Raw genomic sequence first — 25,866 nt, 5'->3', positions numbered from 1 at the left:
GGAGCAAACATCGTTTTTGAGGAAATTTCTGAGGGAAGATTCATGGTAAAACCACGCTTTTCCTGGAGTCGGCGGCAACTCCTGGGACGGGGATTGGCGATCGCCGTTGGTGCAGGCCTGGGCCTGTGGCAAGGTCAGCGTTGGTGGGGTGATCGCTCCGAAGCCGCTGCCCTGGCGGAGGCGATTCCCTTTTGGGGCCCTCACCAACCGGGCATCGCCACACCGGATGTGGCCGCTGCTTTGGTGGTGGCTTTGGACGTGACCGCACGCGATCGCCAGGAACTGACTCAACTGTTTCAAACCCTGACCGATCGCATTGCCTATTTGATGGCCGGTGGTGCCCTGAAGCCCTTGGATCAGCGCTATCCCCCCAGCGGCTCCGGTATTTTGGGCGATGAATTTCCCGCCGATCGGCTCACGGTCACCGTTTCCGTGGGAGCTTCTCTGTTTGACCAACGCTACGGCCTGGCCGCCGCCAAACCGCGTCATTTGACGGAAATGCCCAATTTCCCGAACGATCGCCTCGATCCCCAGCTTTGCCATGGCGACTTGCTCTTGCAGTTTTGCGCCAACCACGAAGAAACCAACATCCACGCCCTCCGCGACATCCTGAAGCAGTTGTCGGGGTTGGTGGTTTTGCGTTGGCAAATGACCGGTTTCCAGCAGCCCGATCGCGATCCCCATCCCCGCCGCACTACCGTGCGCAACCTGTTGGGGTTCAAGGACGGCACGGTGAACCCGAACCCGAAAGACGAGAAGTTAATGAACCGATTGGTTTGGGTTTCTCGTAACAGCCCAGAACCGGCCTGGACGGTCGGCGGTTCCTATCACGTGGTGCGAATTATTCGGATGTTTGTGGAGTTTTGGGATCGAACTCCCTTGGATGAGCAAGAAGCGGTGATGGGGCGATCGCGCAGTAGCGGTGCGCCCTTGGGTTACCGCCACGAGGAAGAGATTCCAAACTATCAACGGGCCGGCAAAGCAATTCCCCTCGATTCCCATATTCGGTTGGCAAACCCGCGCAATCCCGGCATGGGAGAGCATCAAATTTTGCGCAAAGGATTCCACTATTCCCGCGATATCGATCGCGCCGGTCAGTTGGACATGGGCTTGCTCTTTTTAGCCTTTCAACAGGATGTGAAAACTGGCTTTGAAGCCATTCAAAATCGGCTGAATGGTGAACCCTTGGAGGAATACATTAAGCCGATCGGGGGCGGCTATTTCTTTGCCCTTCCTGGAGTGCCCGATCGCGACAGTTACTTGGGTCAGTCTCTCTTGCAATCGGTGTAATGGCAATCGGTGTAATTTAGACGGCGCAGCTTAAGGCGCATTGACCCAACCAATCGATCAAATCAATTGATTGAATGAATTCATTAAGCAAGGTGATTCAGGCCGAATTGGACAGAGCTAGATCGAATAATGCAGCGGAAATGCCTTTGCTCCCTTGGGCTTGACGTAAACCCGTTGCTGGGGCGAAAGATCTAATTCATCAAATCGTTCCCGCGTCAGATGGGCCGTCATCACCTGCCCATCATCCAACACCAATTCCGCCTGAATTTCCCACCCCAAATGCACCAGCCGACTAACGCGGGCCGGAGCCGTGGCCTTGTCTGGTGCTAGTTCAATCACCACATCATGGGGCCGCAGGAAAATTTCCGGCTCCGTGGAATCAATGCCGTGAGCCTGGAAGATTTGGGAATCGCTGGGCAGAATGTTCACCGGCCCGATGAACTTCATCACAAAAGGCGTGGCGGGGCGATCGTAAATTTCAGCGGGCGAGCCAATTTGTTCAATCCGCCCATGATTCACAATCACGATTTCATCGGCCACTTCCATCGCTTCCTCTTGGTCGTGGGTCACAAAAACCGTGGTCACATGCACTTCATCGTGCAAACGCCGTAACCAGGCCCGCAAATCCTTGCGCACCCTCGCATCCAATGCCCCAAAGGGTTCATCCAACAGCAACACCTTCGGTTCCACAGCCAACGCCCGCGCCAGGGCCACCCGCTGCCGTTGGCCGCCGGACAGTTGGGAGGGGTAGCGATCGCCCAACCCCGAAAGCTGCACCAACTCCAGTAGCTCATCGACGCGCTGGCGCACCTTGGCGCGATCGGTCTTTTGCAATTCCAACCCAAAGCCAATGTTTTGGCGCACGGTCATGTGCTTAAACAGGGCGTAGTGCTGAAACACAAAGCCGATGTTGCGCTCTTGTACGGTTTGGTCGGTGGCATCTTTGCCGGTGAGCCAAATTCGCCCGCTGTCCGGCTTTTCGAGGCCGGCAATCAACCGCAACAGGGTTGATTTACCGGATCCCGACGCACCCAACAGGGCCACCAGCGAACCGGACTCTAAGCTAAGGCTGACGTTATCGACGGCCAGGAAATCGCCAAAGCGTTTGGTGACGTTTTCTACGACGATGCCCACGATGCCGTTGCTCCCGATGCGAAAGGTTGACCCCATTATGCAATGGATAGGTGGCCGATCGACTAAAAATCTCCACTTTCTCGGTCGTGTTACCGGAGTTTGGAGTTAAATTCCAGTCGGCTCAGGGCGCAACTTCAACCGGTTAAATCAATCGGTTGATTTAACCGATTGATTTAACTGCGATGCAGGATGCTAGTCTCCTTGAAACATCTCAAAAAAGTCCCTAAACAGGGCTATGCCCTTGATCGGCGAGCGTTGGATAGTCCGTGTAGCCGATATGCAAATCTTGATCGCCCTTTCCGTAGAATGTTTTGAAATCTGGCGGATTTAAATCTGCATTGATCGCCAAACGTTCGGGTAAGTCAGGATTGGAAATGAAGGGCCTGCCAAATGAAACCAGTTCCGCCAAACCCGATTCAAGCACTTGTGCCGCGCTGAGGCGATCGTAATTACCGTTGGTGATGATAGTTCCTTGATAGTTCGATCGTAAGGTTGCCAAAACGGGATTTAAAACGGCATCGGTTGCCAAATCAGTCTCATTCGGCTCCATCAAATGAACATAGGCTAAATTGAAGGCGTTGAGGGCGAAAAGCAAATAGCTAAATAAGGCTTGGGGATCGGAGTCTCGCATTCCATAAAATGTGTTACTAGGAGATAGCTTGATCCCAACGCGATCGCCCCCAATAGCGCTACAAATAGATTCAACAACCTCCAGTGCAAAGCGCGATCGATTTTCAATCGAACCACCATATCGATCAGTTCGTTGGTTCGATTCATCCTGCAAAAACTGATCAATAAGATATCCAAAAGCGCCATGTAGCTCTACGCCATCAAAACCAGCCCTGATCGCATTTTTAGCCCCTTGAGTAAACTGCTCGATAATGACCGAAATTTCATCGATTTCAAGGGCGCGCGGCGTTTCCAAGCTGACTTTTCCAATCGGCGTATGCAATGTCCCGATCGCCGCGATCGCGCTGGGAGCCACAGGTGTTTCTCCACCCAACAGTGCCGGATGAGCAATGCGGCCGCTATGCCACAATTGCAGAAAAATTCGCCCTCCTTGGTTGTGTACTGCATCAGTAACCTGTTGCCAGCCGGCCACTTGGGCTTCGGAGTAAACACCAGGACAGTTAATGTAACCATTACTCAGAGGAGAAATCATTGTGCATTCAGTTACGATCAGTCCCGCAGAAGCCCGCTGAGCGTAATAGGTTGCCATTAAGGATGAAGGGATCGAGTCGATCGCTCGAAGACGGGTCATGGGAGCCATCACGATTCGGTTGGGCAAGAGCAACGCTCCCAACTGCATGGGCGTAAATAGATGAGTGGACGGGTTCATATTCGTTGCCTCACTTCCAAAAATGCTCAAGAAATTAATGCTCAAGAAATTGCTGTGACGGTGCTCGAATTTTCTGAATGCTTGGGTCTAGTATTTTTCTGGTCTTTTTAATCTCTCCGAGAACTTGTTTTGCAGCTAAACTCAGAACTGATAAAAATTACGATCAAAAGACTATTAAAAACGATCTGATTCGACTAAATTTGAGCTTTATTGTAGCTAAGCAATTGCCTATTTCAGGGTTGACCTCAATTGCTAAGGTAGATGCTTTCAATGGCATGAAGGTTTAACCAAAAAGCAAGTTAGTCAATTGGGCTTGACAGCAGCGGGGTTAGTATAGAATCTTTTTCCGAAGGAAACAATAAGGCACCAAATGGTGCGTGACCTCTGGCATGATTCGTCAATTTCCTGAACCAGACCTGTTCACGCTGAATTGCCCTACTCAGCAAGTGCTAGACATTGTGGCGCACAAGTGGGTTGTCATCATTTTGTATTGCTTGGCCTATGGGCCAAAACGGTACGGCGAAATTCATCGCCGAATAGATGGCATTTCGCAGAAGGTTTTAACGCAATCTCTCAAGAGTTTGGTGGTTAACGGACTGGTGAATCGACGGGTTTTGTCGGGCACTCCTGCTAATGTGGAATATTCACTTTCGGAGTTGGGATTGAGTTTGATTGAGCCGTTGATGGAAATTGCAAATTGGTCGCGAGCGCATTTTTCTGAAGTTTTGGCGGCTCGAAACCAACTGGCCAATGACACTTCAGAGTCGCTTCAAAAATGAGACGAAATGATTTATGAATTAATAAATGGCTCAAAGAATCGCTCAAAATGGCTCAAAAATGACTCAAAAATGATGAATTTGGAAATAATTAGCTATTGGGTAATCTGCATGACCCCAATGAGCCGACTAGCACTAAATTTATGTGAGACGTGGGCCTAAATCCAGGGCGATTTGCGGTTGGGTTTCGCGCAACGGCCAGCAATTCCCTAGGGTTCTCCTGCCGCGTCGGCCGATCGCCCCAGTCGATCGAGCCATTGGCGCAAGAGGGCATTCACTCGATCGGGCGCTTCATCGTGGGGACAATGACCCGCTCCCTCGATCGGCACAAATTCCAAACGCGGTGAACAGCCAACAAATTGTTGGGAGAGGGCGAAGGGGATGAGTCGATCGCGCGTGCCCCACAACAGAAGCACCGGAATTTGGATGTGGTTCAACACCCGCCGAATGGGGGGCGAAAACCGGCTGCTGGCCATGGCGCGGATGATTTGGGTAAAGGTTCGGGCCGCTCCCCGATCGCGGGCCGGCTCCGTCAAAATTTCCACCAACTCCGGATCGATCGCTCCGGGATCTCCCCAAGCCAAGCCAGCCCAGCGCCGCACCACAGCCGGCCGGCGCACCCCATAAAAAACAGCCTGCAACAGCCAGGGAGAAGCCACCAAAGCCTCCAGCCCCAGCACCAGCGGGCGCAGGGCCCTGGGAATAATTTCCTCGCGCATGGATGGATCGGGCAAGCTAATGGCCACAGCCCCACAAACCATTTCGGGGTAGCATTCCGCCACCGTGAGGGCAATGGCCGAGCCGATCGAGTTGCCCACCACCACCGCCGGAACCCCAATGAAGGTTTGCCAAAACTCCCGCACCTGCTCCGCCCAAAAGTAGGCATCGTAGGCCACCGATGGTTTGCAGGATGCGCCAAAGCCGACCAAATCGAGGGCATAAACCGGGTGGTGAGTGGCCAGGGCTTCCATGTTGGAGCGCCAATAGCCGATCGAGGCCCCAAACCCATGCAGCAACAAAATGGGCGGCCCGCCATTCACCGCCGGGCCGGGCAGGAAGCTGTAGCGGGTTGACCAACCGCGCCAAACCCAATCACGCCGATCGCCCACGCGATCGACCCACGATCGCGCCGGGCATTGAGGGACTGGGGGTTGCGGGTCGGTCGTGGCCAGTGGAGTTGCGTTCATGGGGTGCTGTGGCCGAATACTTTTGATCGAGCGGCCTTGATGATCGAATGGCCTCGATCGAGGCACTGGATCACAAAGACCATCATGATTCAGTTGCCTGGATCAAATACTAAGAAATCTTGCGAGTTTATTGACATCCTTAGCTGCACCTTAGCCGATCAAACCCCCTATTTCCAAGGCGCGATCGCCCGAAAAGTCCCTCATCCCATCCACCCCTGGCACAGAGTAAAATAGGTGGCAGTCTCTGTTGTTTTGGGCCAAGTCTGTCCCGCAGCAGCCAGACGCTGAATGGTTCAATACCGTTCGACACCATTCAATTGATTGCTCGATCGTGCTAAGACGGAAGCAAATCGCCTCAATCGCCCCATGCGATCGGCTGTTTCCCGCCCTAGCAACGCTGGCCCAGCCTAAACAAACTTCAAAAGCTCCATTCACAGCGATCGCGCTACCCCAGAATCCATTTCACCAATGCCACCAGTCATCGACAAACGCAAACCCGCGAATCTTCCCCCCATCAACGAAAACATCCGCTTTCCCGAAGTGCGCCTGATTGATGCAGACGGCGCACAGGTTGGAATCATCCCCACCTACGACGCACGCCGCATGGCCGAGGAAAAGGAACTAGACCTCGTGCTGATTAGTGACAAGGCCGTGCCGCCCGTTTGCCGGATCATGGACTACGGCAAATATAAGTTTGAGCAAGAAAAGAAGGCGCGCGAGGCCAAGAAGAAGCAGCATACGGCTGACGTGAAAGAAGTCAAGATGCGCTACAAAATCGACCCGCACGATTACCAAGTGCGGATCCGCGCCGCTGAACGCTTCCTCAAGGCCGGCGACAAAGTGAAGGCTACGATCACCTTCCGGGGGCGGGAAATTCAGCACGCCCACCTGGCGGAAACCTTGCTCAATCAAATGATGCAGGATCTGCAAGAAGTGGCTGAGGTGCAGCAAGCACCGAAGCGGGAAGGCCGCAATATGATGATGCTGCTGTCACCCAAGCGGGAAAAGTAACCTTCGGCAAGGATGGCCAGGGGTGAAAACTGGGTGATGGCACGCGGGGGCCCCTGGGCCCAGCCGTGATCATTAGATTGACGAGCCGTCCATGGTTTTGTCACCCTTGTGTGGTGGGGGGCGTGCGATCGCGCGCCCCTCTGCCCTTGCCCGTCCGCCCACTCCATTTGATTGACCGATCGCCCATGGATGCCAACTATCAGGGAACCCGAGGCGGCGCATGGCAACAGGTGCTGCGCTGGCTGAACCTTCGGCCCGAAGAAGGGGAACGCACTTGGTTGATGTTCGCCTTCTACACCACCACCACCGTGGGGTTGAGTTGGCTGGATAACAGCACGGCGGGTCTGTTTGTCGATCGCTACGGGGCCGTGGGCCTGCCGCTCATTTATTTGGGCAACGCGGCGATCGGTGCCTTGATGGGCTTTGCCTATTCCCTGATGCAGAAGGTTATTCCCCTGCGTCAGACGATCGTCTTGATTCCGATTTTGATTGCCCTGCCCCTGGTGGCCTTTCGGGCGGGATTGGGTATTGAGCACCTGGCGGCGATCACGGTTTTTGTGATGCGGCTGTGGCTGGATGTGACCTATGTGCTCAACGACATCAACACCTCCATCACCGCCAACCAGCTTTTTAACATTCGGGAAATTAAACGCACCTATCCCCTCATCAGCAGTGGTGTGCTGGTGGCGGATGTGATCAGCGGTTTTTCGCTGCCGGTGCTATTGGATTGGGTGGGGCTGCCGAATGTGTTGCTGTTGGCAGCCGCCACGATCGCCTTTGGGGGCGGCATTTTGTTTTATCTGGGCCGGGCCTACAGTCAGGCCTTCCCCGATTCCCCCAGTCGCTACACCGAAGAGTCCCAGGCGGATTCCAATCGCCGGCTGCAGGGGCCCCTGCGCAGCTATGCGGGCTGGCTGGTGGCCTTTTTCATGCTGGCGCAGGTGTTGTTTCTGCTGGTGGAATTTCAGTTTTTTGATCGACTGGAGTTGCAGAGCAAAACGACGGCGGGCACGGGCACCGGGGGTGACGTGGCCAGCGAGATTGCCAGTTTTTTGGGCCTGTTTAACGGGGTGTTGGGGTTGGCGGAGTTGCTGACCCAATGGCTGGTGTCCAGCCGGGCGATCGAGCGGATTGGTCTGTTTCGATCGGCGGCCATTTTGCCCACGGCGGTGCTGATTTCTGGGGTTTTGGCCCTGCTGAGCATTCCGCTAGCGGCCCATGGATTTTCGGGCGCGTTCCTTGGGGCGATCGGCCTGAAGTTCATGGATGAGCTGCTGCGCTACACCCTCTTTGCCAGCACCAACCCAGTGCTGTTCCAGCCCATTCCCGACAGCGTACGGGGCAGCATCCAAGCCCGGGTTCGCGGTGTGTTTGAGTCGCTCTCCACGGGGCTGGCGGGGCTGCTGATTTTGGGGACGGTGTTTGTTTGCAAGCACTTTTTACCACCGGACTACCTGGAAGCCCAAAGCTGGATTGTGCTGGGGGCGATCGTCATTTTGGCGGTGCTCTGGGTGGTGGCGGTGTTGGGGTTGCGATCTCGCTACATCAGCCTGTTGGTGATCAGCGCCGAGCGGGGCCGGCTGGGCACGATGGATGTGGACTCTTCCACCCTGCGCCAGGCGGTGATTGAGGCCCTGGTGCAACCGGGAACCACCCCCGAAGATAAGCGATCGTGCATTGAACTCCTGAGCCGCATTGACCCCGAGCGGGCCAGTGAAGTGCTGGCTCCCCTGCTGACCGGGTTTCCGCCCGTGCTGCAAAAGCAATGTTTGGAAGTGATGCTGGAGCGGCCCCAAACGGACTATCTCGCGCAAGTGCGGGCCCTGATTGTGCAGCAACCACCGCCGGAGGTACTGGCGGCGGCCCTGCGCTACGTCTGGATTACGGAATCCGATCAGGATGTGCGCCATTTGCAGCCCTACCTGCGGCCGGAGGTGGATCCCATGGTGCGGGGCACGGCGGCCTCGTTAATCATGCGCCGAGGATCCGCGAGCCAAAAGGCCGAAGCCACCAACAGTTTGCGCCGAATGCTCACCAGCGGCGATGTGCGAGAGCGGGTGATGGGTTGTCGGGCCTTGGGCGAGGCGGCCTATCTCCAGGCCCTGCGGTTGTATGTGCCGGATTTGCTTCAAGATTCATCGGTGGAGGTGCGTTGCGCCCTGCTGGAAGTGATTGCCTCGGCCCGGCTGGAAGACTATTACCCGGCCCTGTTGCGGGGACTGAATTACAAGAGCACCCGGGAATCGGCCCTGCGCGGGTTGACCAAGCTGGAGCATGAGGTGCTGCCGATGCTGTTGGAAATGGCGGAGGACTGCCATAAGCCGGATCTGATGCGGATGCAGGCCTGGGGGGCGATCGGGCGCATTAGCACCTCAGAAGCCTTGGATATTTTGGTGTCGCGGTTGTTGGTGTCCTGGGGAGCCACCCGCCAAACGATTATGCGCACCCTGCTGAAGCTGCCCGATGACGCGGGGATTGAGGGCGTGTTGCGGCGGATTGGGCGAAGTGGGGTGGAAATGGCGATCGACCAGGAGTTGCGCTACGTGGGGCAACTGGCGGCGGCGCTGGTGGATTTGTCGGAAGCGTCCCTCACGGGGCGGGAGGCGGATCTGCTGCGCCAGTCCCTGCGCGATTCGATTCAGGATGCCCATGAACGGCTCTTTTCCCTGATGAAGTTCCTCTACCCGATCGGGTCGATTCAAGCGGCTTCCTTCAATTTGCGATCGGGGTCGCGGGAGTCCGTGGCTCGGGGCTTGGAGATTTTGGATAATACGCTGGATATTCCCAGTAAGCGGGCGGTGTTGGGAATTTTTGACTCCGCCAACGATCGCGATCGGCTGGCGGCGGTGAATGAGCTGATGCATTACCAACCCATGCCCCCGCGCGATCGGGTGCGGCGGCTTTTGGATTTGCGCTATTTCCTGTCCGATTGGCCCTTGGCCTGTTGCTTCCATGTGGCGCGGTCTTTGCGCTGGAGCTTGACGACGGATCAAACCCTGGCCTGTTTGCGTCACCCACGCGGCTTTGTGCGGGAAGCGGTGCTAGCCTATTTGGAGTTGGCTTCTCAGCGGATGTTGGCGGAAATTTTGCCCCGGATGGTGCATGATCCCGATCGCCTGGTTCTGGCCCAGGTACAACATCTGGCCCAGGGGTTGGGCGTTGCCCTGCCCACCAAGTCCGCCGAGGCTTCGGGCCCTGCCTAGGGACTGGGGTGGCTCCGGGTTGATTGAACTCTGCCCGCGAAGAACCCCCAGCCCAGCACTCGCCACTCCCACAAAGCGGGATAAGATAGCGGGGTGTTGAGCCTTCATCATGTCGTTTCACCTCCAGCCTTGCCCTCGCGGTGCATCAACCAGCTTTGAGTCATTGACCGCCTGGGGCCTGCTGCTTGACCCACCGCGCCTAGCCGCTCATGCTCACTAGCGTCGATCGCCTGCTCTTTATCCGCGAAGTCCCGATTTTTAAAGAACTGCGCGACGAGTTCCTCGTGCGGTTGGCTTCCTGCATGGATGAGTTATCGTTTTCTGCCAAGCAAACGATCTTCACGCAGGGGCAAGAGGGGCGATCGCTCTACATTGTGGTGTCGGGACGGGTGCGGGTGCATCTGAACGATCGAGATTTGGCCCATCTAGGGAAAGGATCCTTTTTTGGGGAAATGTCGCTGTTTGATGCGGAACCCCGATCGGCCTCCGTCACGACGATCGAACCCTGCGAATGTTTGATGCTGACCCAACAGCAGCTCTACGACGCGATCGACGAAACTCCCGATATTGCGGTGAATGTGATTCGGCTGCTCTCCCGTCGGATTCGGGAGCTGAATCAAAAACTGAATGCCAGTCGCGAATTGGACGGCAAAGGATCCGGATCAACCCTCTTGCCGTCCAATTCCCAAAACAGCTAGGGCCAACCGCGCCCGAGCCTAAACAAAGCGCCCAGTGAAGATCTTGAACTACAGGGCGATCGCCCCGCTAATGGCCTCAGTGCTGGCCAGTTTCACCAGCCGATCGCCCTGATCTTCGCGGCCCAGAACGGGGAAATCGGCCCAAGCTAAGCCGCCCGATCGACCCGTGTTGGTGCTGATCCACCACAGGCCGCGATCGGCCACCGGAGCCATGGCCGCCAGCCGATCGCCCCGGGCTAGGGTCAGGAAATTACTGCCCGCTTCGCCCAATTCATTCAGGCGCAGGCGATCCACCCGTAGTTGCTTGCCATAGCCCCGCTCGGTGATCAGGGCCAGGGTTTGCCCCGGGCTTAAGGTGCAACAGCCCAACAACCGTTCCGATCGGCTCACCTTCGTGGCCAAGGCTCCTTGGGTGTTGCGGTTGCTGACCGGTAGGGTAACCGCGTCCAGGGGCACAATCATGCCTCGGCCCATGGAAGTGGCCACCACCAGCCGATCGCCCTCGGATCCCAAGGCGGCGGCCACCAACTGATCGCCCTCCTTCAGCTTCAGGGCCACCAGGCCCCGTCCGGTAATTCGCTCAAATTCCCCCAGTGCCAGGCGCTTTACCCGCCCTTGCTGAGTGAGCACAATCAAATCCTGGGGTGGGTTGGAGTGATCGGCAAAGTCCAGCGACAACACGGCCACAATTTCCCGGGCCAGGGCCGCCACCGAATCATCCGCACTTTGCAGGGCGGTCGATCGGGCCGATTCCGGCAGGAGGGTGACCAGGGGCAATCCTCGGGGCGCTTTTTTGCTAATGGGGGGAATGTCGCCCACCCGCAGGCTATAGGCCTTGCCCGATCGGGTGAGTACTAACAATTCCCGATCGGTTTGCGTATTAAAGGTCTGTACGGCGGCCTCGTCCCGTTCCGTCAGCTCGCCCGGCGTGGGTTCGCTGCGCCGTCGCTTGGGCGGAACCCGCCGCACATAACCCCGATCGCTCAGTTCCACAATTGCCGGTTCCGGAGCCGTGGGAGCCGCTATCGCTGGCGATTCCGTGGTCGCCTGCACCGTCGCTTCATCCAAAATTCGGGTGCGGCGCGGATCGGCAAATTTCTTTTTGAACGATCGCAGGTCTTTTTTCAGAAATTTCAGCCGTTCTTGTCGATCGTCCAGCAAATTCGACAGCTCTGCTAGGCGCGATCGCAGGGTTTCCCGTTCCTCCAACAGCTTTTGGCGCTCCAGTCCCGTCAGTCGCCGCATGGGCATTCCCAACACCGCCTGGGCCTGGGAATCGCTCATGCCCAGCCGTACGGCCAACTGTGCCTGGGCGGTGGTTCCGTCCGGGGCAAACCGCAAAATCTCGATCGTTTCATCCAAATGATCCAGGGCCAGCACTAACCCTTCCACCAACTCCAATCGATCGGCCACCTGCTCGCGATCGGCCGTCAATTGCTTGGTGAGGGTTTCTTCCCGGAATGCCAAAAAGACCTGGAGGGCCTGTTTCAGGCTCAACTGCTGGGGCTGGCGATTGACAATGGCCAGCAGAATCATGCCAAAGGTGGACTGCAAATCCGTTTGGCGATAAAGCTGCTTCAAAACCGCCGCCGGTTCCGCCTCCCGCTTCAGTTCAATGACAACCCGAATTCCGTCGCGATCGCTCTCATCCCGCAAGTCGCTGATGCCCGTCAGCTTGCCCAGGTTCACCAACTCGGCCATTTTTTCTAGCCAACTGGCCTTGTTGGTTTGGTAGGGCAGCTCCGTCACCACGATCGCCGTCCGTTTTTGGCGACCCCGCCCGCCGGGAATTTCCTCCACATGGGTCACCCCCCGCAGGACAATGCTGCCCTTGCCGGTGCGGTAGGCATCCTCAATGCCCTTGGTGCCGATAATTTCGCCCCCGGTGGGGAAGTCGGGGCCCGGAATCAGTTTCCACAGTTGCGCATCGGTTAAGTCCGGGCGATCGATCAGTGCCACCAACCCATCCACCAACTCGCCCAGGTGGTGCGGGGGAATATTGGTGGCCATGCCCACGGCAATGCCCGAACAGCCATTCAGCAACAGCAGGGGCAACTGCACCGGCAACACCACCGGTTCCTGTTGGGAACTGTCGAAATTGGGCGCAAAGTTAACGGTGGCCTCGCTTAGGTTCGCCAGGGCTGAAACCTGGGCAATTTCCGCCAATCGGGTTTCCGTATAGCGCATGGCGGCCGGTGGATCGTCGTCGATCGAGCCAAAATTGCCATGGCCCTGCAATAGGGGATAGCGCATGGAAAAGCTCTGCACCATCCGCACCAGCGCGTCATAAACCGCCTTGTCTCCGTGGGGGTGATATTTCCCCAACACATCCCCCACCACCCGGGCACATTTGCGAAAGGGGCGATCGGGCGTTAACCCCAACTCATGCATCGCGTACAAAATCCGCCGATGCACCGGCTTGAGGCCATCCCGCGCATCCGGCAGGGCCCGGCCGACGATCGTACTCATGGCGTATTCCAAATACGATCGCTGCATTTCCCCATGCAGCGAAGTCGGAATGATTTGCCCAGAGCCAAGAAGGTTGAGTTGCGCGGTCATCAGGCGAGTCCAGTCCAAAAAACGGCCAAGGGGTGAGCGAAATTAAAAATCGCAAGAAAGACGAGGATTAATCAGCAGTCGCTTGCACGGAAAGAGCAATGAGGCATAGCATAACAACTAGACAGCCTCGCGTTTGGCGCAACTTGCTCGATGAAAACGGTTTTGATCGTTGAAGACGACCCAATTAATGCACGCGTCTTCTCCAAAATTTTGACCAAGCGGGGCGGCCTGGCCGTGCAGCACACAGAAGATGTGGAAGAGGTCGTGAAGATTGCCCGGGCGGGCGAAGCGGACATCATCTTGATGGACGTTTCCTTGGCCCACAGCACCTATGAGGGCAAATCGGTTGATGGCATTAAAATCACCCAAATGTTGAAGGGGGATCCGGCCACGGCCAAGCTGCCCATCATTTTGGTGACGGCCCACGCCATGGAAGGCGATCGGGAAAATTTCCTGTCCGAAAGTGGCGCGGATGACTACATTTCCAAGCCCGTGGTCGATCACCAAGCCTTTGTGGACAAAATCGTCAGCCTGCTGCCCACGGACGCTTAGGGCGGGCGATCGACGGCTGGAGAGATCGTTCACGGGTCGCCAATTGCTGTTTGGGCCATCTTCCGTTGGGAGGGTGGCCCATTGCCCGATCGGCCCCTAGGCTTGATTGCCCGTGGCTTCTAGGGATTCGAGGATGTTCAAAATTTCCAGGGCGGCGGCGTAGGTATCGTTCAAAATCCGTTCGTCCTCTTCGGGATCATCGGTCAAGTCATCCAAAATGAGCCGCAGGGCCCCAATAATTTCGCTGAGGCGCGATCGCACCTGATAGGAAATTTGGGCAAAGGTTTCATAGCGATCCATGCCCCCACCTCCCGAGTCGCTGTAGAACGATCGCTGAACTTGCAGCGCGTCTTCAAACAACTCCATGGTGCTCAACATCCGAATGGCTGATCGATAGGATTCGCGCAGGAGTTCTTGGCGTTCCTCGTTGCTGTCCACCAGGTCATCCACCAGCAATTGCAGGGAGCCGACGGTGATGTTGAGCCGGGTGCGAATTTCGTAGGAGGTGCGGTTGAAGGTTTCGCTGGCGGTGGCCATCGGTTGCTGCACCCGGGCATTGCCAAACTGCATGGTGTAGAGCTTGGCGTAGGCTCCGCCCTTGGCCAGCAGTTCCGCATGGTTGCCCACTTCCACCACGCGCCCCTTGTCCAGGACGGCGATTTGGTGGGCCCGCTGCACCGTTGAGAGGCGGTGGGCAATGGCGATCACGGTGCGATCGCGGCTGAGGGTTTCGATCGCCTCCTGCACCAACCGCTCAGACACCGTATCCAGGGCGCTGGTGGCCTCATCCAAAATCAGAACTGGGGGATTTTGCAGCAAGGCCCGGGCGATCGCCAGCCGCTGCCGTTGCCCCCCCGACAACATCACACCCCGATCGCCAATGGTGGTTTCCAGGCCGCGCGGCATTCGCTCAATAAATTCCATAGCGTTGGCCAATTTGGCGGCGGCAATCACCTCCTCATCGGTGGCCGTGGGCATGGGGTAGGCGATGTTATTGCGGATGGTGTCGTTAAACAGAAAGGTTTCCTGGCTGACAATGCCCAAGGATCGCCGGAGCGATCGCACGTCAAAGCTGCGTAAGTCTTGACCATCGATGAGGATCCGCCCTGCCGTGGGATCGGCAAACCGAGGCACTAGCTCCACGAGGGTTGATTTCCCGGCTCCGGAGCTGCCCACCAGGGCCAAGGTTGTGCCCCGGGGCAAGGTGAGGGTGATGTCTTGGAGTGTCAGCTCGCTGCTGCCTTCGTAGGCAAAGCTGAGATTTTCAAACCGAATATCCTGGTGCAGTCCCGTGAAGGGGGTGGAACCATTGGCCAAAAAGGTCTTGTTGCTCGATCGCAAAAAGTCTTCCACCACATCCACACTGGCGGCCGTGTTGGCCAACTGGCCCCGCAACCGGTTGAGCTGGGCCACCAGGGGCAGCAGCCGAAACAGCAGCGTCAGATAGGTTAGCAGCACCGTGGACAGGGCACTGAGCTGATCCGCAAACAGCCAGCGACTGATGCCCACGATCGCCATTAGCATCACCACGCTCACCACTTCCGTGACCGGGGCGATCGCGATCGAGTTGGCCTGGGATTTAAACTCCGCGGCCTCCCGGGCCTTGGTTAGCCGCAGCATTCGATCGAACTCCCGCGCCTCCATGGCAGCCGATCGCACCAACCGCATCCCGCCCAAAATCTCCAGCAGGGCCACGGAATAGTCCTTGGAGGTTTGGGACACATCCTTCCCCAGTTGGCGGGACTGGTTGACATAAAGCTGATTAATCCACACCACCCCCGCAAACAACACCGTGGCCACCACCGTCAGTTGCCAAGACAGCAGCAACAACAGCCCCACCATCACCAGGATCGAGACCACGGTGGCCACCAGTTGCAGCAAATTGGCCACCGTGGCCGAAACCCGCCCAATTTCATTCCCCAGGCGGTTGTTGATGTCGCCCACACGGGTGCGAGCAAAGTAGCTGAGATTCACATCCAGCAGCAACTGAATGGCGTTCATTCGCAGGTCAGCCGCCAGCGATCGCTGCAAAATTCCGACGGCCAAGGCGCTGAGGTAGGTGGCCAGGTTTTTGAGGGCGATCGTGCCCACCACCGCCACGGCCATGGCGATCGGTTGGTAGGCCAAGGGCAGTCCCTCAAAGGGCGAAAAAAGTTTGCGCAAAATGGGCGGCCCGCCGGACAGCACCATCTCCTGGCCCAAAAAGCGCAGCACCACTGGCACAATCAGCGCCGTGCTTACCCCGTTGAACAGGGCCCCCGAGAAGCCCATGATCATCGTCCAAGCGGCTTGTCGGGGATAGCGCCGAATCAGTTGCCAAAGGAATTTGCGTCGGGCCATTGGATCACAAGAAAAGAGGAACGGGGTCTACCCAAAACAGGCAGCGGTGGCCAAAAACCAGCCAAGAACCCATCAGGCAAAACCTGATGCAACATCCTGATGCGATCGCCCCGGGGATCTGGAGAAATGCGCATCTGAATTTTAGGCCGGGCATTGGCCCGATGGGGGGCGACCGCCACCGCTTCTTGGCCACCGGCCCGCAGCAGCCCCGCCTCGCCGCCCTAGCATCGATCGAGAATTTGGTGCAGACCCGTGGCCATCGCTTCCAGGCTGTAGTGTTCAATGCAGCGCTGTCGGGCCCGCCGCCCGATCGCCCCCGATTGTTCCGGATCATCCAACACCTGGCGAATGGCTTGGGCCAGTTGGGGAGGCTGGCTGGGTTCCACCAACAGCCCCGTATCTCCCAGCAATTGCGGAATATCACCCACGCGGGTGGCAATGACCGGCTTGCCCATGGCCATGCCATCCGTCAGCTTCAGGGGAAATTGGGCGCGGGTTTCCGGGGTGTCCCGCTGGGGAACCACCACCGCATGGGCCGCCGCCACCACCCCTGGCATCTCCGAGGCGGGTTGTTTGGGTAAATAGATTAGCCATCGGCCCCAGCGGGCCTGTAGTTGCTGGTCATAGTCATCGTAGGGACTGCCCCCCACGATCACCAGCCGAATTTGTGGATCGTTGAGCTGATCTAAGGCCTCCAGCAAGTCTTCAACGCCCTTGTAGGGGCGGGTGGCCCCTGGAAACATCAAAATTTTGTAGTCTTGCCAGCCTTGGCGCGATCGAGCGGCAACGGGATCGAATCGATCGGGATCAAACAGGGCCGTGTCCTTGCCACTGGGAATCAAAACCCCACCAAACCGTTGCTGCAACGCCAAGGTATTCACCGTAATTGCCGTGGCGTGGTGGGCCCAAGACTCGATCGCCTGGAGATAGAGGGGATGATCGGGCCGGCGCAGTTCCCCATCTTTGCCCAACAAGTCGCGCAGAAATTTGCGCGGCCGCAGCCGATAGCGATAGTGATCACCCCCGTGCCAGCTCAATTCCCAATCATCAATATCCACAATCACCGGCCGCCGATGGGCGATCGCCTTCAGCAGCCCCAAGCCGTAACTGCTGGGCTTCAGCTTTTGGGCATAGATAATGTCGCCGGTAATTTGGGGCCAAAGCCGGGCGATCGAGCGAAAGTAGCCGGGATAGGGGCAACCCGGCACGGTCACCACCTGCCAGTGGGGCGGAGCGGGCAACGTTCCCAACTCCCCAAACACCGACCCCACGATCTGGATTCGATAACCCAGGCGATCGAGCGCTTGGGCCAACAAAAACGTGCGCACCGCACCGCCCCAACGGCCGACCCCCTTGGTGGACAGATCGCTCACCAGAATGGTGACTTGGCGCGGTTGGGCCGAGGGTTGAGACTTGGAAAAAACAGACATCGGCGGCACAGCAGCAAAAGGGCGAGGAACCACCGCAGATCAGCCAACTTGCCAATCTGCTCAAGGGTTCTGACGGTCTAGATCGCTCGGCCAGGCCAAACTTATGGCCAGACCAGCCTATGGATGCACAATTCGCACCCGCCCCAACTTCACCAGGTCAAAGAGCCTGGACACTTGCCGCCGCTGATCGTCAGTCATCTTAAAATCACTGAGAAGGCAGTTGGCCAGGCTCAGGTAATCTTGCCGGGGAATCGCCTCGACTCCATCTAAGCGATCGAGAATTGGCTGAAGGTCGAATTCTGTCGCTTTCGTCGCCATTGACGCTGATGTCGAAGAGGTCGCAAGGCCGATCCGCCGCGATTTTCGCCGCTTGCGCGCTCTTCGCGCGGTGGGGGGTCTGTTGTTAATTCTATTTCGCACCCCAATGTACGTCGAACGCATTCCGGCTCTGTTGGACAACTATATCTTTTTGTTAGTCGATCGCGCTCGTCAAGAGGCCGCCGTGGTGGATCCGGCGGAAGCACAACCGGTGCTCGATCGGCTGGCAGCCCTCAATTGCCGCCTCACCACAATTTTTAACACCCATCACCACCGTGATCATGTGGGGGGCACACCGGCCCTCTTGCAGGCCTTTCCCGAGCTGGTGGTCTATGGGGGGGCGCGCGATCGGGGGCGAATTCCCGCGCAACAGGTGTTTTTGGAAGGGGGCGAAACAATTCCCTTTGCCGATCGCACCGCTCAAGTGTTCTTTGTGCCCGGCCACACCCGCGCCCATGTGGCCTATTACTTCGCTCCCGCCAACGGCCCCGACAGTGATGGTTGGGGCGATTTATTTTCCGGGGATGTGATTTTTGGGGCTGGCTGCGGTCGCCTCTTTGAGGGCACACCGGCCGAAATGCTCCAGTCGATCGATCAACTGCGCCAACTGCCAGACAGCACCCGGATTTGGTGTGCCCATGAATACACCCTGGGCAACCTGGAATTTGCCCAAACCATCGAACCCCAAAACCCCGCGCTGCAACAACGCCTCCAGGAAACTCGCCTCGCGCGATCGCGCCAGCAACCCACCGTTCCCCTCAGCCTGGGCCAAGAAAAACAAACCAACCCTTTTCTGCGTTGGGATAGTCCTGCCGTCCAAGCGGCCATGGCCACAGATGATCCCGTTCGTACCTTTACCCGTCTGCGGGGCAAAAAAGATCTTTGGTAGCGAGATCAAGATGTCGGCAAGAGGTCGCCTCCTAAGGCCTTCTCCATCGAAAACCCAGTCCGCTCCTTTGATCATCCAAGGGGCATGAAAATTGGTAACCCCTGAGTCAATTTGACCTAGGCATCAACCCAAACGATCATTGCTATCAATGGCGCAAGTGGTTTGGGGATGGGCAATTGAGCCATCATTTCGATCACTAAGGGGGCTGAACGATTTCCTAACAACGCTCCTGGAAAAGGCAGATTGACGATGAAGTTTAAATCTGCGTAGTTTCGGCTACAAATAGTCCAAAAAATCCTTGCTAGGCTACAGGGTAATTCTCGAATCTGCTGCCGCATTGGGCAACAACGAGTTGAATCAAGCCTGTGGCTCCTATTAGCATTCAGATTATTGAGACGAATCCACACCTACGCTCGTTGTTGGGGTGGCACTTACAACAACTGGGCTACGTGGTTTGTCCGTCAGCAACGCTTCAGCAAGCACGGGACGTGGCCCAGGCCCAACGGCCGATGTTGGTTGTGCTGGATCCCGATTTGCCCGATGGGGATGGTTTGGAATTCTGTGCCTGGTTGCAACGGGTTCAGCAGCCGATGGTGCTGATGATTTCGGCGCGATCGGGCGAGGCGGATGCGGTGGCGGCCCTGCGGGCAGGGGCCGATGATTATCTGCGCAAGCCTTTTGGGATGCAGGAGTTTTTGGCGCGGGTGCAGGCGCTGGTGCGTCGGGGTCGATCGCGATCGGCTCCGGCCCTGCTGGACTGTGGCGTGTTGCGGATTGATCTAATTCAGCGGCGGGTTTGGCTGTTTGAACGGGCGATCGAGCTGACTCCCCAGGAATTTAGCCTGCTCTATGCCCTGGCCCAGGCGGGCGGCGTGCCCCTCAGTCGGGCGGAAATTTTGCAGCGGGCTTGGCCTGAGTCGATCGACAATCCACGTACGGTCGATACCCATGTGCTATCCCTGCGTAAAAAGCTGGAGGCCGATCCCCGCCAACCCAGCACCATCCAAACAGTCCGCAATGTGGGCTATCGCCTCAATTTGGAGCGCTTGGAACTGCACCGGGAACCTACCAATGGCCACGGCCCGCCGCCAAATCCGGTGGGGGGTGGGCCGGCTGGCTCCGGTGGCGGGGCCTTGTCCCGATCGATGTTGTCCGTGTCTTCGGGCTAGGGGCGATCGCGCTAGGATCCTGACAAATCAATTGGATCGAGCCAGCCCGATCATCGCGCATGTTTCCCATTGGCGACGACAATCCCACCCGCCGCACAGCCTATGTGACCTACGGGCTAATTGGGGCCAACCTGCTCGTATTCCTCTACGAAGTCAGCCTCAACCCCTTGCAATTACGGGCGTTGTTTGAGGTGTGGGCCGTCGTGCCCTTAGAGCTGACCGCACAGTTCAACGGCTATTCAGTCACCATCCCTGGAACCAACTTGCCCGAAACCCTAACCTTGCTCACCTCCCAGTTTTTGCATGGGGGCTGGGCCCACTTGGGCGGAAACATGCTGTTCCTGTGGATCTTTGGCAACAATGTTGAAGATCGATTGGGATCCGTGAAATACCTATTGTTTTACATGGCTTCTGGAGCCATTGCAGGGCTTTGCCAGTGGTTCTTTGCGCCGCTATCTGCTGTCCCTTCATTAGGTGCTAGCGGTGCGATCGCGGGAGTCATGGGAGCCTATATCCTGCGCTATCCCCGGGCGAGCATTTTAACCCTCGTGTCCCTAGGATTTGTGCTCATCCCCTTACGAATTGCGGCTTTTTGGTACTTGGGTATTTGGTTTTTGCAACAGGCCCTTTATGGGCTGGGATCACTCCAGCAGCCCATGAATATCGGCTTGAGTGGGGGTGGAATTGCCTATTGGGCCCATGCGGGCGGCTTCGTGGCCGGGGCCGTTCTGGGGCCATTGTTGGGGCTATTCAAGGACGATGATTAAGCAAAAACTCCACACCGGGAATGTTTGTTGATGAGATTCGCTAACGGGATTCGCTGATGGGAACTGAGCAAACTATCCCAGTTCCCATGGTTGGGTTTGAAGGCCCCGATCGCCCATCCGAGCCGAACTTCAAGCCGAACTTGAGCTAAGTTCTCAGTCAAGCCTAGAGTTCCAGCACGGCCAAGGTGATATCGGCGGCCCGTTGGATTTGGAAACCCAGTTTTTCGCACAGATGACGCATAGGGGCGTTGTTGGGCAAAATTTCGCCCCGTAGTCGATCGATCTTTTCGTCGCGGGCAATGGCAACCAACCGCTGCAAAAGTTCCGTGCCTAGCCCTTGATTTTGGTAGCGATCGCGAATGAGCATCGCAAACTCCGCTTCATTGGAGCCATGCAGCTTGCTAATGCGGCTGACTCCCAAAATTTCCCGTTCTTCACTGGGATCTCGCCCCTCCGCCACCAGGGCCATTTCCCGATCGTAGTCAATGAAGCAAATCCGCGACAGGCGCTCGTGGCTAATCCGCTGGCTCAGTTTCAGGGCGTGGAAATAGCGCAGATAAACCGTTTGTTCCGACAAACTCTCGTGGAAACGCACCAAAGGCGGTTCATCCTCCGGGCGAATGGGGCGAATATTGACCGTTGTGCCGTCGCGCAGGGTCCAGGGGGTCGCGTATTGAATCGGATAAGGACGGATGGCCGGCCGGGGCAACGTTGCCGGATCCATGGGCGGGTGCAACACCACCCTCGCATCCAGGGCAATCAGCGAACTGGTGGTTCCGGTGGCCACGGCCTGGCCAGCCTCGCGGGCGAGGAGGGGATTGATGTCAATTTCCTTAATCCAGGGCTGTTCCACCACCAGTTGGCTGAAACGCACCAGGAGTTGCTCCAGGGCGGCCAAGTCCACGGGGGCCCGGCCGCGTACCCCTTGCAGGGCTTTGTAAATGCGGGTTTGTTCCATCATCCGCCGGGCCAGGGTGGTGTTGAGCGGGGGCAGGCCCAAGGCGCGATCGCGGAACACCTCCACCAACTGACCGCCCAACCCAAACAGCAACACGGGGCCAAATTGTGGATCCACACTACTGCCCAGAATTAGCTCATAGCCATCTAACTTGAGCATGGGTTGCACGGTGACCCCCAAAAAGTCCGCTGTGAGGACGCGCCGTTGGGGATCTGCATCACCTTCTTCGGTGTAGCTGCTGGTTTGTGGGGACTTGTGACGGTTGGCGATCGCCACGCCGGCCACGATCGCCAGGTAAGCCCAGCGCACCTCATTGGCATTTTGCAAATTCAGCCGCACACCGCCCACATCGCTCTTGTGGGTGATGGTTTCGGAATAGAGCTTGAGGGCCACGGGATAGCCAATATCGTTGGCAATTTCCACGGCCTCTTCGAGTTTGGTGGCGATGCGGGTTTCCACCACGGGAATTCCATAGGCGGCCAGGATTTGCTTGGCTTCAAATTCCGTGAGTAGATTGCGGCCCACCGCTTGGGCTTGCTGAATGATCCGAGTGACGGCGGCTCGATCGGGTTCGGCGGCAAAACTACCCGCGACCGCATTGGGGGTTTCATACAGTCCCCGCAGGTTGTAGCTGTAGCGCCACATGTAGTTGAACACCCGGGTGGCCGCGTCGGGGTAGGGGAGGGTAAAGATGCCCGCTTGGTTCAAAATTGCCTCGCCAGCGGCCACGGCCGAACCGCCCATCCAACTGGCCAAGATCGGCTTCCCGCAATGGGCATAGGGCCGCAGCCGTTCAGCAATTTGGGTGGGATCGGTCATGGCCTGGGGGGTGAGGATGGTCAGCAGCCCGTCTCCGTTGGGATCGGCGGCGGCGATTTCCAAGGCCTGGGAATAGCGATCGGGGTCGGCATCTCCCAAAATGTCGATCGGGTTGCGGCGGCTCCAACTGGGCGGCAACACTTGGTCTAACCGCTCGATCGTCTCCGGTGACAGCTCGGCCAAGTCGCCCCCGCCGGAAACCACCTCATCGGCCGCCAACACCCCAGGGCCGCCCGCATTGGTCAGCACAATCAACTTGCGCCCCCGGGGGCGGGGTTGCTTGGCCAGCACTTCGGTCATGTCGAACAGGTCTTCGATCGTCTCGACGCGCAATACCCCCGATCTCCGGAAAGCCGCATCCAACACCGCGTCACTACCCGATAGCGATCCCGTGTGGGAGGCGGCCGCCTGGGCCGCCGCTTCCGTGCGTCCCACCTTGATCACCATGATCGGTTTTTGCAGCGCCACTTCTCGCGCCGCCGACAGGAAGGCCCGCGCATCCCCCACCGATTCCATGTAAATGGCGATCGTGTGGGTGCGGGGATCATCGCCCAGGTATTCAATCAGGTCGCCCCAGCCCACATCCAGCATTGACCCGATCGACACAAAGGAACTGAAGCCCACCTGTTCCCGGAAGCTCCAATCCAAAATCGCCGTACACATGGCCCCGCTTTGGCTCAAGAATGCCACATTTCCCGGCCGGGCCATGGCGCTGGCAAAGGTGGCGTTCAAACCGGAAATCGGATTCATCACCCCCAAGCAGTTGGGGCCCACCACCCGCATGTTGTAGCGGCGGGCTTCGGTCAGGAGTCGTTTTTCTAGTTCAATGCCAGCGGGACCAATTTCCTTGAAGCCCGCAGACAGGACGATCGCCCCGCGTACCCCTGCCTGGCCACAATCGCGAATCAAGTCCGGAACGGTGGCCGCTGGGGTGGCAATCACCGCCAAATCAACGGTTTCGGGCACTTCCGCGATCGAGCGATAGGCCCTGACTCCCAACACGTTCGATCGCTTGGGATTAATGGGAAACACCGTGCCCCCAAAGGGGTTTTGCAACAAATTGGTCAAGAGCGTGCGCCCCACACTCCCTTCACGATCGGTTGCGCCAATCAGCGCCACACTCCGAGGCACAAAAATTGCATCCAAAGGATGGCGATCGGGAGAGACTTCAAGGGCGATGGAAGCAACTGTCATAGCCAGCGACCTACGTGAATGCAATAGGTAAAGAAGACAAAGGGGCAATGCCGGGCCCATGGCCCAATTGTTCAGATCAACGCAACACCGCTCAGGCAGCCCCAAGGTCGCAATTCATCCCGGCCCTAGCGTTCGTTTGGGGTTGACACCATCGCCGCAATCTCAATTGACGGCATTTGCGGGAATGCAGGCCATGGGGTTGGCTGCCGCTCGGAGGTTAGGGAATCTGTCGATCGTGAAGTCTTGATCCGATCTTGACCCGACTTGATGGGGAATTCCCTAAATCGCATACAGTTTTTTCGATTCAGCGTTTTCAATTCCGCGTTATTGATGCAGCGCCCTGATGTTGCCTCCTCAATAACATTGGGAACATCAGGAAAGGAGAATTCCAAGAAATCTGAACGAAATTTGAAAAAAATCTGACAAGTTTGGTGTCACTCAAGATGCCTACCAAGATGCCCATCAATTCGGCCCCGAAGGACGGCGGATATAGCCCAGTAGGGATTGGGGATTCACCCAGCGGGCGCGGGATCCTAGCCGATCGAGCAGGTTAGCCCGCAGCCTTGGGGGACACAGACCAATCAACAGTAATCCCAACAAAGCTTTCACCGCTCCGGGCGATCGCCCAAAGGCCGGATCATGGCCTAAGAGATGCCAACCCAATTGCCAACCGAGCAGCCCTTGGCGATCGGGTGGGTTCAGTCGCAGGGTCACGGCATCCAAGCGCGGGGCCAGATATTTATAGAGCAAATATTTATAAAAATTGCCAAAGGCGATCGGCCCATGAATGGCCAGGTGGGGATGCTGGGCGATGGTTTGCCGCAAACAGGCCAGCCCCGATCGCGCAATGCGGGCCACATTTGCCGACTGAGATCCCGCTGCCATTCGATAGAGCACCTGCACCCGGGGTACGCAAACCAAGGGAAACCGGGCCGCCAACCGCAGCCACAAATCCCAATCCTCCGAGGGAACCAGGGTGGGATCAAAGGGGGCGATCGGGCGGGGATCGGTGGGATTCGGCCAGCCCACGGCCGCCAGGGCGGATCGGCGGATCAGCGGGTTGGAGCCATTTTCTAAAAAATTGAGCTGTAACAAAGCGGGCAGCACGGCCCCTTCCAGGCTGACATAGCTGCCTCGGTGGGAAAACGCTGCCCGATCGTCCACGTAATCCGTCCAGCTATAGGCCAAGGCGGCTTGGGGATTGGCGGCCAAGGCCGCCTTCTGGGCCGCTAATTTGTCCGGAGTCCACCAATCATCCGCATCGAGAAAGGCAATCCATTGGCCCCGTGCTTGGGCTAAGCCTCGGTTCCGGGCGATCGCCTGGCCGCCGTTGGCAAACCGGAATGGCCGCACCCGAGCATCCCGCGTCGCCCAGGTTTGTAAGCAATCCCAGGTCTGGTCGATCGACCCGTCATCCACCACCACAATTTCAAAATCTGGGTCGGTTTGGGCCAACACAGAGGCGATCGTCTGGGAAAGGGTAGCCGCTGCGTTGTAGGCCGGAATGATCACTGAGATCGCTGGGTTGGGCATTGCTGAATCCGATCTTGTGGCGTTGGGCATTGCTGCTTCGGATATTGGGTTAAACGACAGGCCGCCTCAAAAACAGCAATCGAAAACGGAACTTTCGCGATCGCCGCCTACAATTTTGGCAATGCTGCGAGGGGCCCCACTGCCCTGCCACCCATGAACCGCCGATCGTCCGCCGCTTCCACCCCGATCGCCACCTCCGGGGTCACACCGCAGTTTTCTAGCCAAGATTGGCAACGCTTGAAACGGGTTCGGGCGATCGCCACCCTGATGGACAACGCGATCGAACTGCCGATTGTGCGCTACCGGGTGGGCCTCGATCCCGTGATTGGCCTGCTCCCGATCGGGGGAGACCTGGTGAGTTTTTTGCTGTCGGTTTATCTGGTTTGGGAGTCGGCCCGCCTGGGCACACCGCCCGCCCTGCTCACCCGCATGACTGTGAATATTGCCTTGGAAACCCTGGCCGGCGCGGTTCCGGCCCTCGGGGACTTGGTGGATGTGGCCTGGAAGGCCAATGCCCAAAATTTGCAGTTGCTGGAAGCCCATTTGCACGCACCCGATCGGGGGCCGGGGCGCGTGTCCAAACGGTTTGTGTTGCTGTTGATTGGGGGCCTGCTGCTGCTGACGATCGCCACGGCCAGCCTCAGCCTGTGGTTGCTGCAACTGGCTTGGCGGACTCTCGTTGGTGCATAGGTTTCGGGAA

General features: G+C 57.7%; 19 protein-coding genes. 10 read left to right on the top strand and 9 right to left on the bottom strand.

Annotated elements, in window-relative coordinates:
• Window positions 1-42: 42 nt before the first annotated feature.
• Complete coding sequence (gene efeB, locus H6G52_RS15605; protein ID WP_190529512.1) at window positions 43-1,290, top strand: iron uptake transporter deferrochelatase/peroxidase subunit; 1,248 nt, start codon at window positions 43-45, stop codon at window positions 1,288-1,290.
• A 117-nt stretch (window positions 1,291-1,407) separates the two neighbouring features.
• Here efeB and H6G52_RS15600 read toward each other — a convergent pair whose 3' ends face one another.
• On the bottom strand, window positions 1,408-2,424 hold the full coding sequence (locus tag H6G52_RS15600; protein WP_190529537.1) for a TOBE-like domain-containing protein: 1,017 nt from the start codon (window positions 2,422-2,424) through the stop codon (window positions 1,408-1,410).
• Window positions 2,425-2,647: 223 nt separating this feature from the next.
• Window positions 2,648-3,763: an alkene reductase gene (locus H6G52_RS15595; protein WP_190529510.1), complete on the bottom strand. Its 1,116-nt coding sequence runs from the start codon at window positions 3,761-3,763 to the stop codon at window positions 2,648-2,650.
• Window positions 3,764-4,152: 389 nt separating this feature from the next.
• Here H6G52_RS15595 and H6G52_RS15590 point away from each other — a divergent pair, with 389 nt between their 5' ends.
• Window positions 4,153-4,542 carry a helix-turn-helix domain-containing protein gene (locus H6G52_RS15590; protein ID WP_190529508.1) on the top strand — a complete coding sequence of 130 codons (390 nt, stop codon included), beginning with the start codon at window positions 4,153-4,155 and terminating at the stop codon, window positions 4,540-4,542.
• Window positions 4,543-4,748: 206 nt separating this feature from the next.
• Here the strand turns inward: H6G52_RS15590 and H6G52_RS15585 are convergent, their stop codons facing one another.
• Window positions 4,749-5,726: an alpha/beta fold hydrolase gene (locus H6G52_RS15585; protein ID WP_190529506.1), complete on the bottom strand. Its 978-nt coding sequence runs from the start codon at window positions 5,724-5,726 to the stop codon at window positions 4,749-4,751.
• 468 nt (window positions 5,727-6,194) lie between these two features.
• Between H6G52_RS15585 and infC the strand changes: the two genes are divergently transcribed.
• The 3 genes from infC to H6G52_RS15570 all read left to right on the top strand — a co-directional run bounded on the left by infC (window position 6,195) and on the right by H6G52_RS15570 (window position 10,638).
• On the top strand, window positions 6,195-6,737 hold the full coding sequence (gene infC / locus H6G52_RS15580) for a translation initiation factor IF-3 (RefSeq protein WP_099532596.1): 543 nt from the start codon (window positions 6,195-6,197) through the stop codon (window positions 6,735-6,737).
• 122 nt (window positions 6,738-6,859) lie between these two features.
• Window positions 6,860-9,940 carry an Npt1/Npt2 family nucleotide transporter gene (locus H6G52_RS15575; RefSeq protein ID WP_347343156.1) on the top strand — a complete coding sequence of 1,027 codons (3,081 nt, stop codon included), beginning with the start codon at window positions 6,860-6,862 and terminating at the stop codon, window positions 9,938-9,940.
• 209 nt (window positions 9,941-10,149) lie between these two features.
• Complete coding sequence (locus H6G52_RS15570) at window positions 10,150-10,638, top strand: Crp/Fnr family transcriptional regulator (RefSeq protein ID WP_099532595.1); 489 nt, start codon at window positions 10,150-10,152, stop codon at window positions 10,636-10,638.
• A gap of 48 nt (window positions 10,639-10,686) precedes the next feature.
• On the opposite strand, the gene H6G52_RS15565 is transcribed toward H6G52_RS15570, so the two are convergent.
• Window positions 10,687-13,197: a DNA topoisomerase (ATP-hydrolyzing) subunit A gene (locus H6G52_RS15565; RefSeq protein ID WP_190529504.1), complete on the bottom strand. Its 2,511-nt coding sequence runs from the start codon at window positions 13,195-13,197 to the stop codon at window positions 10,687-10,689.
• Window positions 13,198-13,347: 150 nt separating this feature from the next.
• Here H6G52_RS15565 and H6G52_RS15560 point away from each other — a divergent pair, with 150 nt between their 5' ends.
• Entirely contained in the window at window positions 13,348-13,749 is a 402-nt protein-coding gene (locus tag H6G52_RS15560; RefSeq protein WP_099532594.1) for a response regulator, read from the top strand.
• Window positions 13,750-13,845: 96 nt separating this feature from the next.
• Here H6G52_RS15560 and H6G52_RS15555 read toward each other — a convergent pair whose 3' ends face one another.
• The 3 genes from H6G52_RS15555 to H6G52_RS15545 form a co-directional block, all read right to left on the bottom strand.
• Window positions 13,846-16,089, bottom strand: coding sequence for an ABC transporter ATP-binding protein (locus tag H6G52_RS15555; protein ID WP_099532593.1), 2,244 nt, complete (start codon window positions 16,087-16,089; stop codon window positions 13,846-13,848).
• Between the two features lie 221 nt (window positions 16,090-16,310).
• The gene (locus tag H6G52_RS15550; protein ID WP_190355810.1) at window positions 16,311-17,519 is read right to left on the bottom strand and encodes a glycosyltransferase family 4 protein; all 1,209 of its coding nucleotides are present in this window, start codon (window positions 17,517-17,519) and stop codon (window positions 16,311-16,313) included.
• A 117-nt stretch (window positions 17,520-17,636) separates the two neighbouring features.
• Window positions 17,637-17,837 carry a hypothetical protein gene (locus H6G52_RS15545; protein WP_099532592.1) on the bottom strand — a complete coding sequence of 67 codons (201 nt, stop codon included), beginning with the start codon at window positions 17,835-17,837 and terminating at the stop codon, window positions 17,637-17,639.
• Window positions 17,838-17,943: 106 nt separating this feature from the next.
• On the opposite strand from H6G52_RS15545, the gene gloB reads away from it, so the two are divergent.
• From gloB to H6G52_RS15530, 3 genes are all read left to right on the top strand, one after another.
• Window positions 17,944-18,726 carry a hydroxyacylglutathione hydrolase gene (gene gloB / locus H6G52_RS15540; protein WP_190355811.1) on the top strand — a complete coding sequence of 261 codons (783 nt, stop codon included), beginning with the start codon at window positions 17,944-17,946 and terminating at the stop codon, window positions 18,724-18,726.
• 365 nt (window positions 18,727-19,091) lie between these two features.
• A complete protein-coding gene (locus H6G52_RS15535) occupies window positions 19,092-19,895 on the top strand; it encodes a response regulator transcription factor (protein ID WP_099532591.1) in 804 nt (267 codons plus the stop codon).
• A gap of 59 nt (window positions 19,896-19,954) precedes the next feature.
• Window positions 19,955-20,662: a rhomboid family intramembrane serine protease gene (locus H6G52_RS15530; protein ID WP_190529502.1), complete on the top strand. Its 708-nt coding sequence runs from the start codon at window positions 19,955-19,957 to the stop codon at window positions 20,660-20,662.
• Window positions 20,663-20,825: 163 nt separating this feature from the next.
• On the opposite strand, the gene H6G52_RS15525 is transcribed toward H6G52_RS15530, so the two are convergent.
• Entirely contained in the window at window positions 20,826-23,633 is a 2,808-nt protein-coding gene (locus tag H6G52_RS15525; RefSeq protein WP_190529500.1) for a bifunctional acetate--CoA ligase family protein/GNAT family N-acetyltransferase, read from the bottom strand.
• Between the two features lie 462 nt (window positions 23,634-24,095).
• Window positions 24,096-25,166 (bottom strand): glycosyltransferase, encoded by a 1,071-nt coding sequence (locus H6G52_RS15520; RefSeq protein ID WP_190529498.1) that lies wholly within the window; start codon window positions 25,164-25,166, stop codon window positions 24,096-24,098.
• Window positions 25,167-25,319: 153 nt separating this feature from the next.
• Between H6G52_RS15520 and H6G52_RS15515 the strand changes: the two genes are divergently transcribed.
• Window positions 25,320-25,856, top strand: a complete 537-nt coding sequence (locus H6G52_RS15515; protein WP_099532587.1) for a DUF4112 domain-containing protein — start codon at window positions 25,320-25,322, stop codon at window positions 25,854-25,856.
• Window positions 25,857-25,866 lie beyond the last annotated feature (10 nt).

Source organism: Limnothrix sp. FACHB-881 (assembly GCF_014698135.1).
Classification (GTDB): Bacteria; Cyanobacteriota; Cyanobacteriia; order CACIAM-69d; family CACIAM-69d; genus CACIAM-69d.
This window is presented reverse-complemented; position numbering and strand designations above follow the sequence as displayed.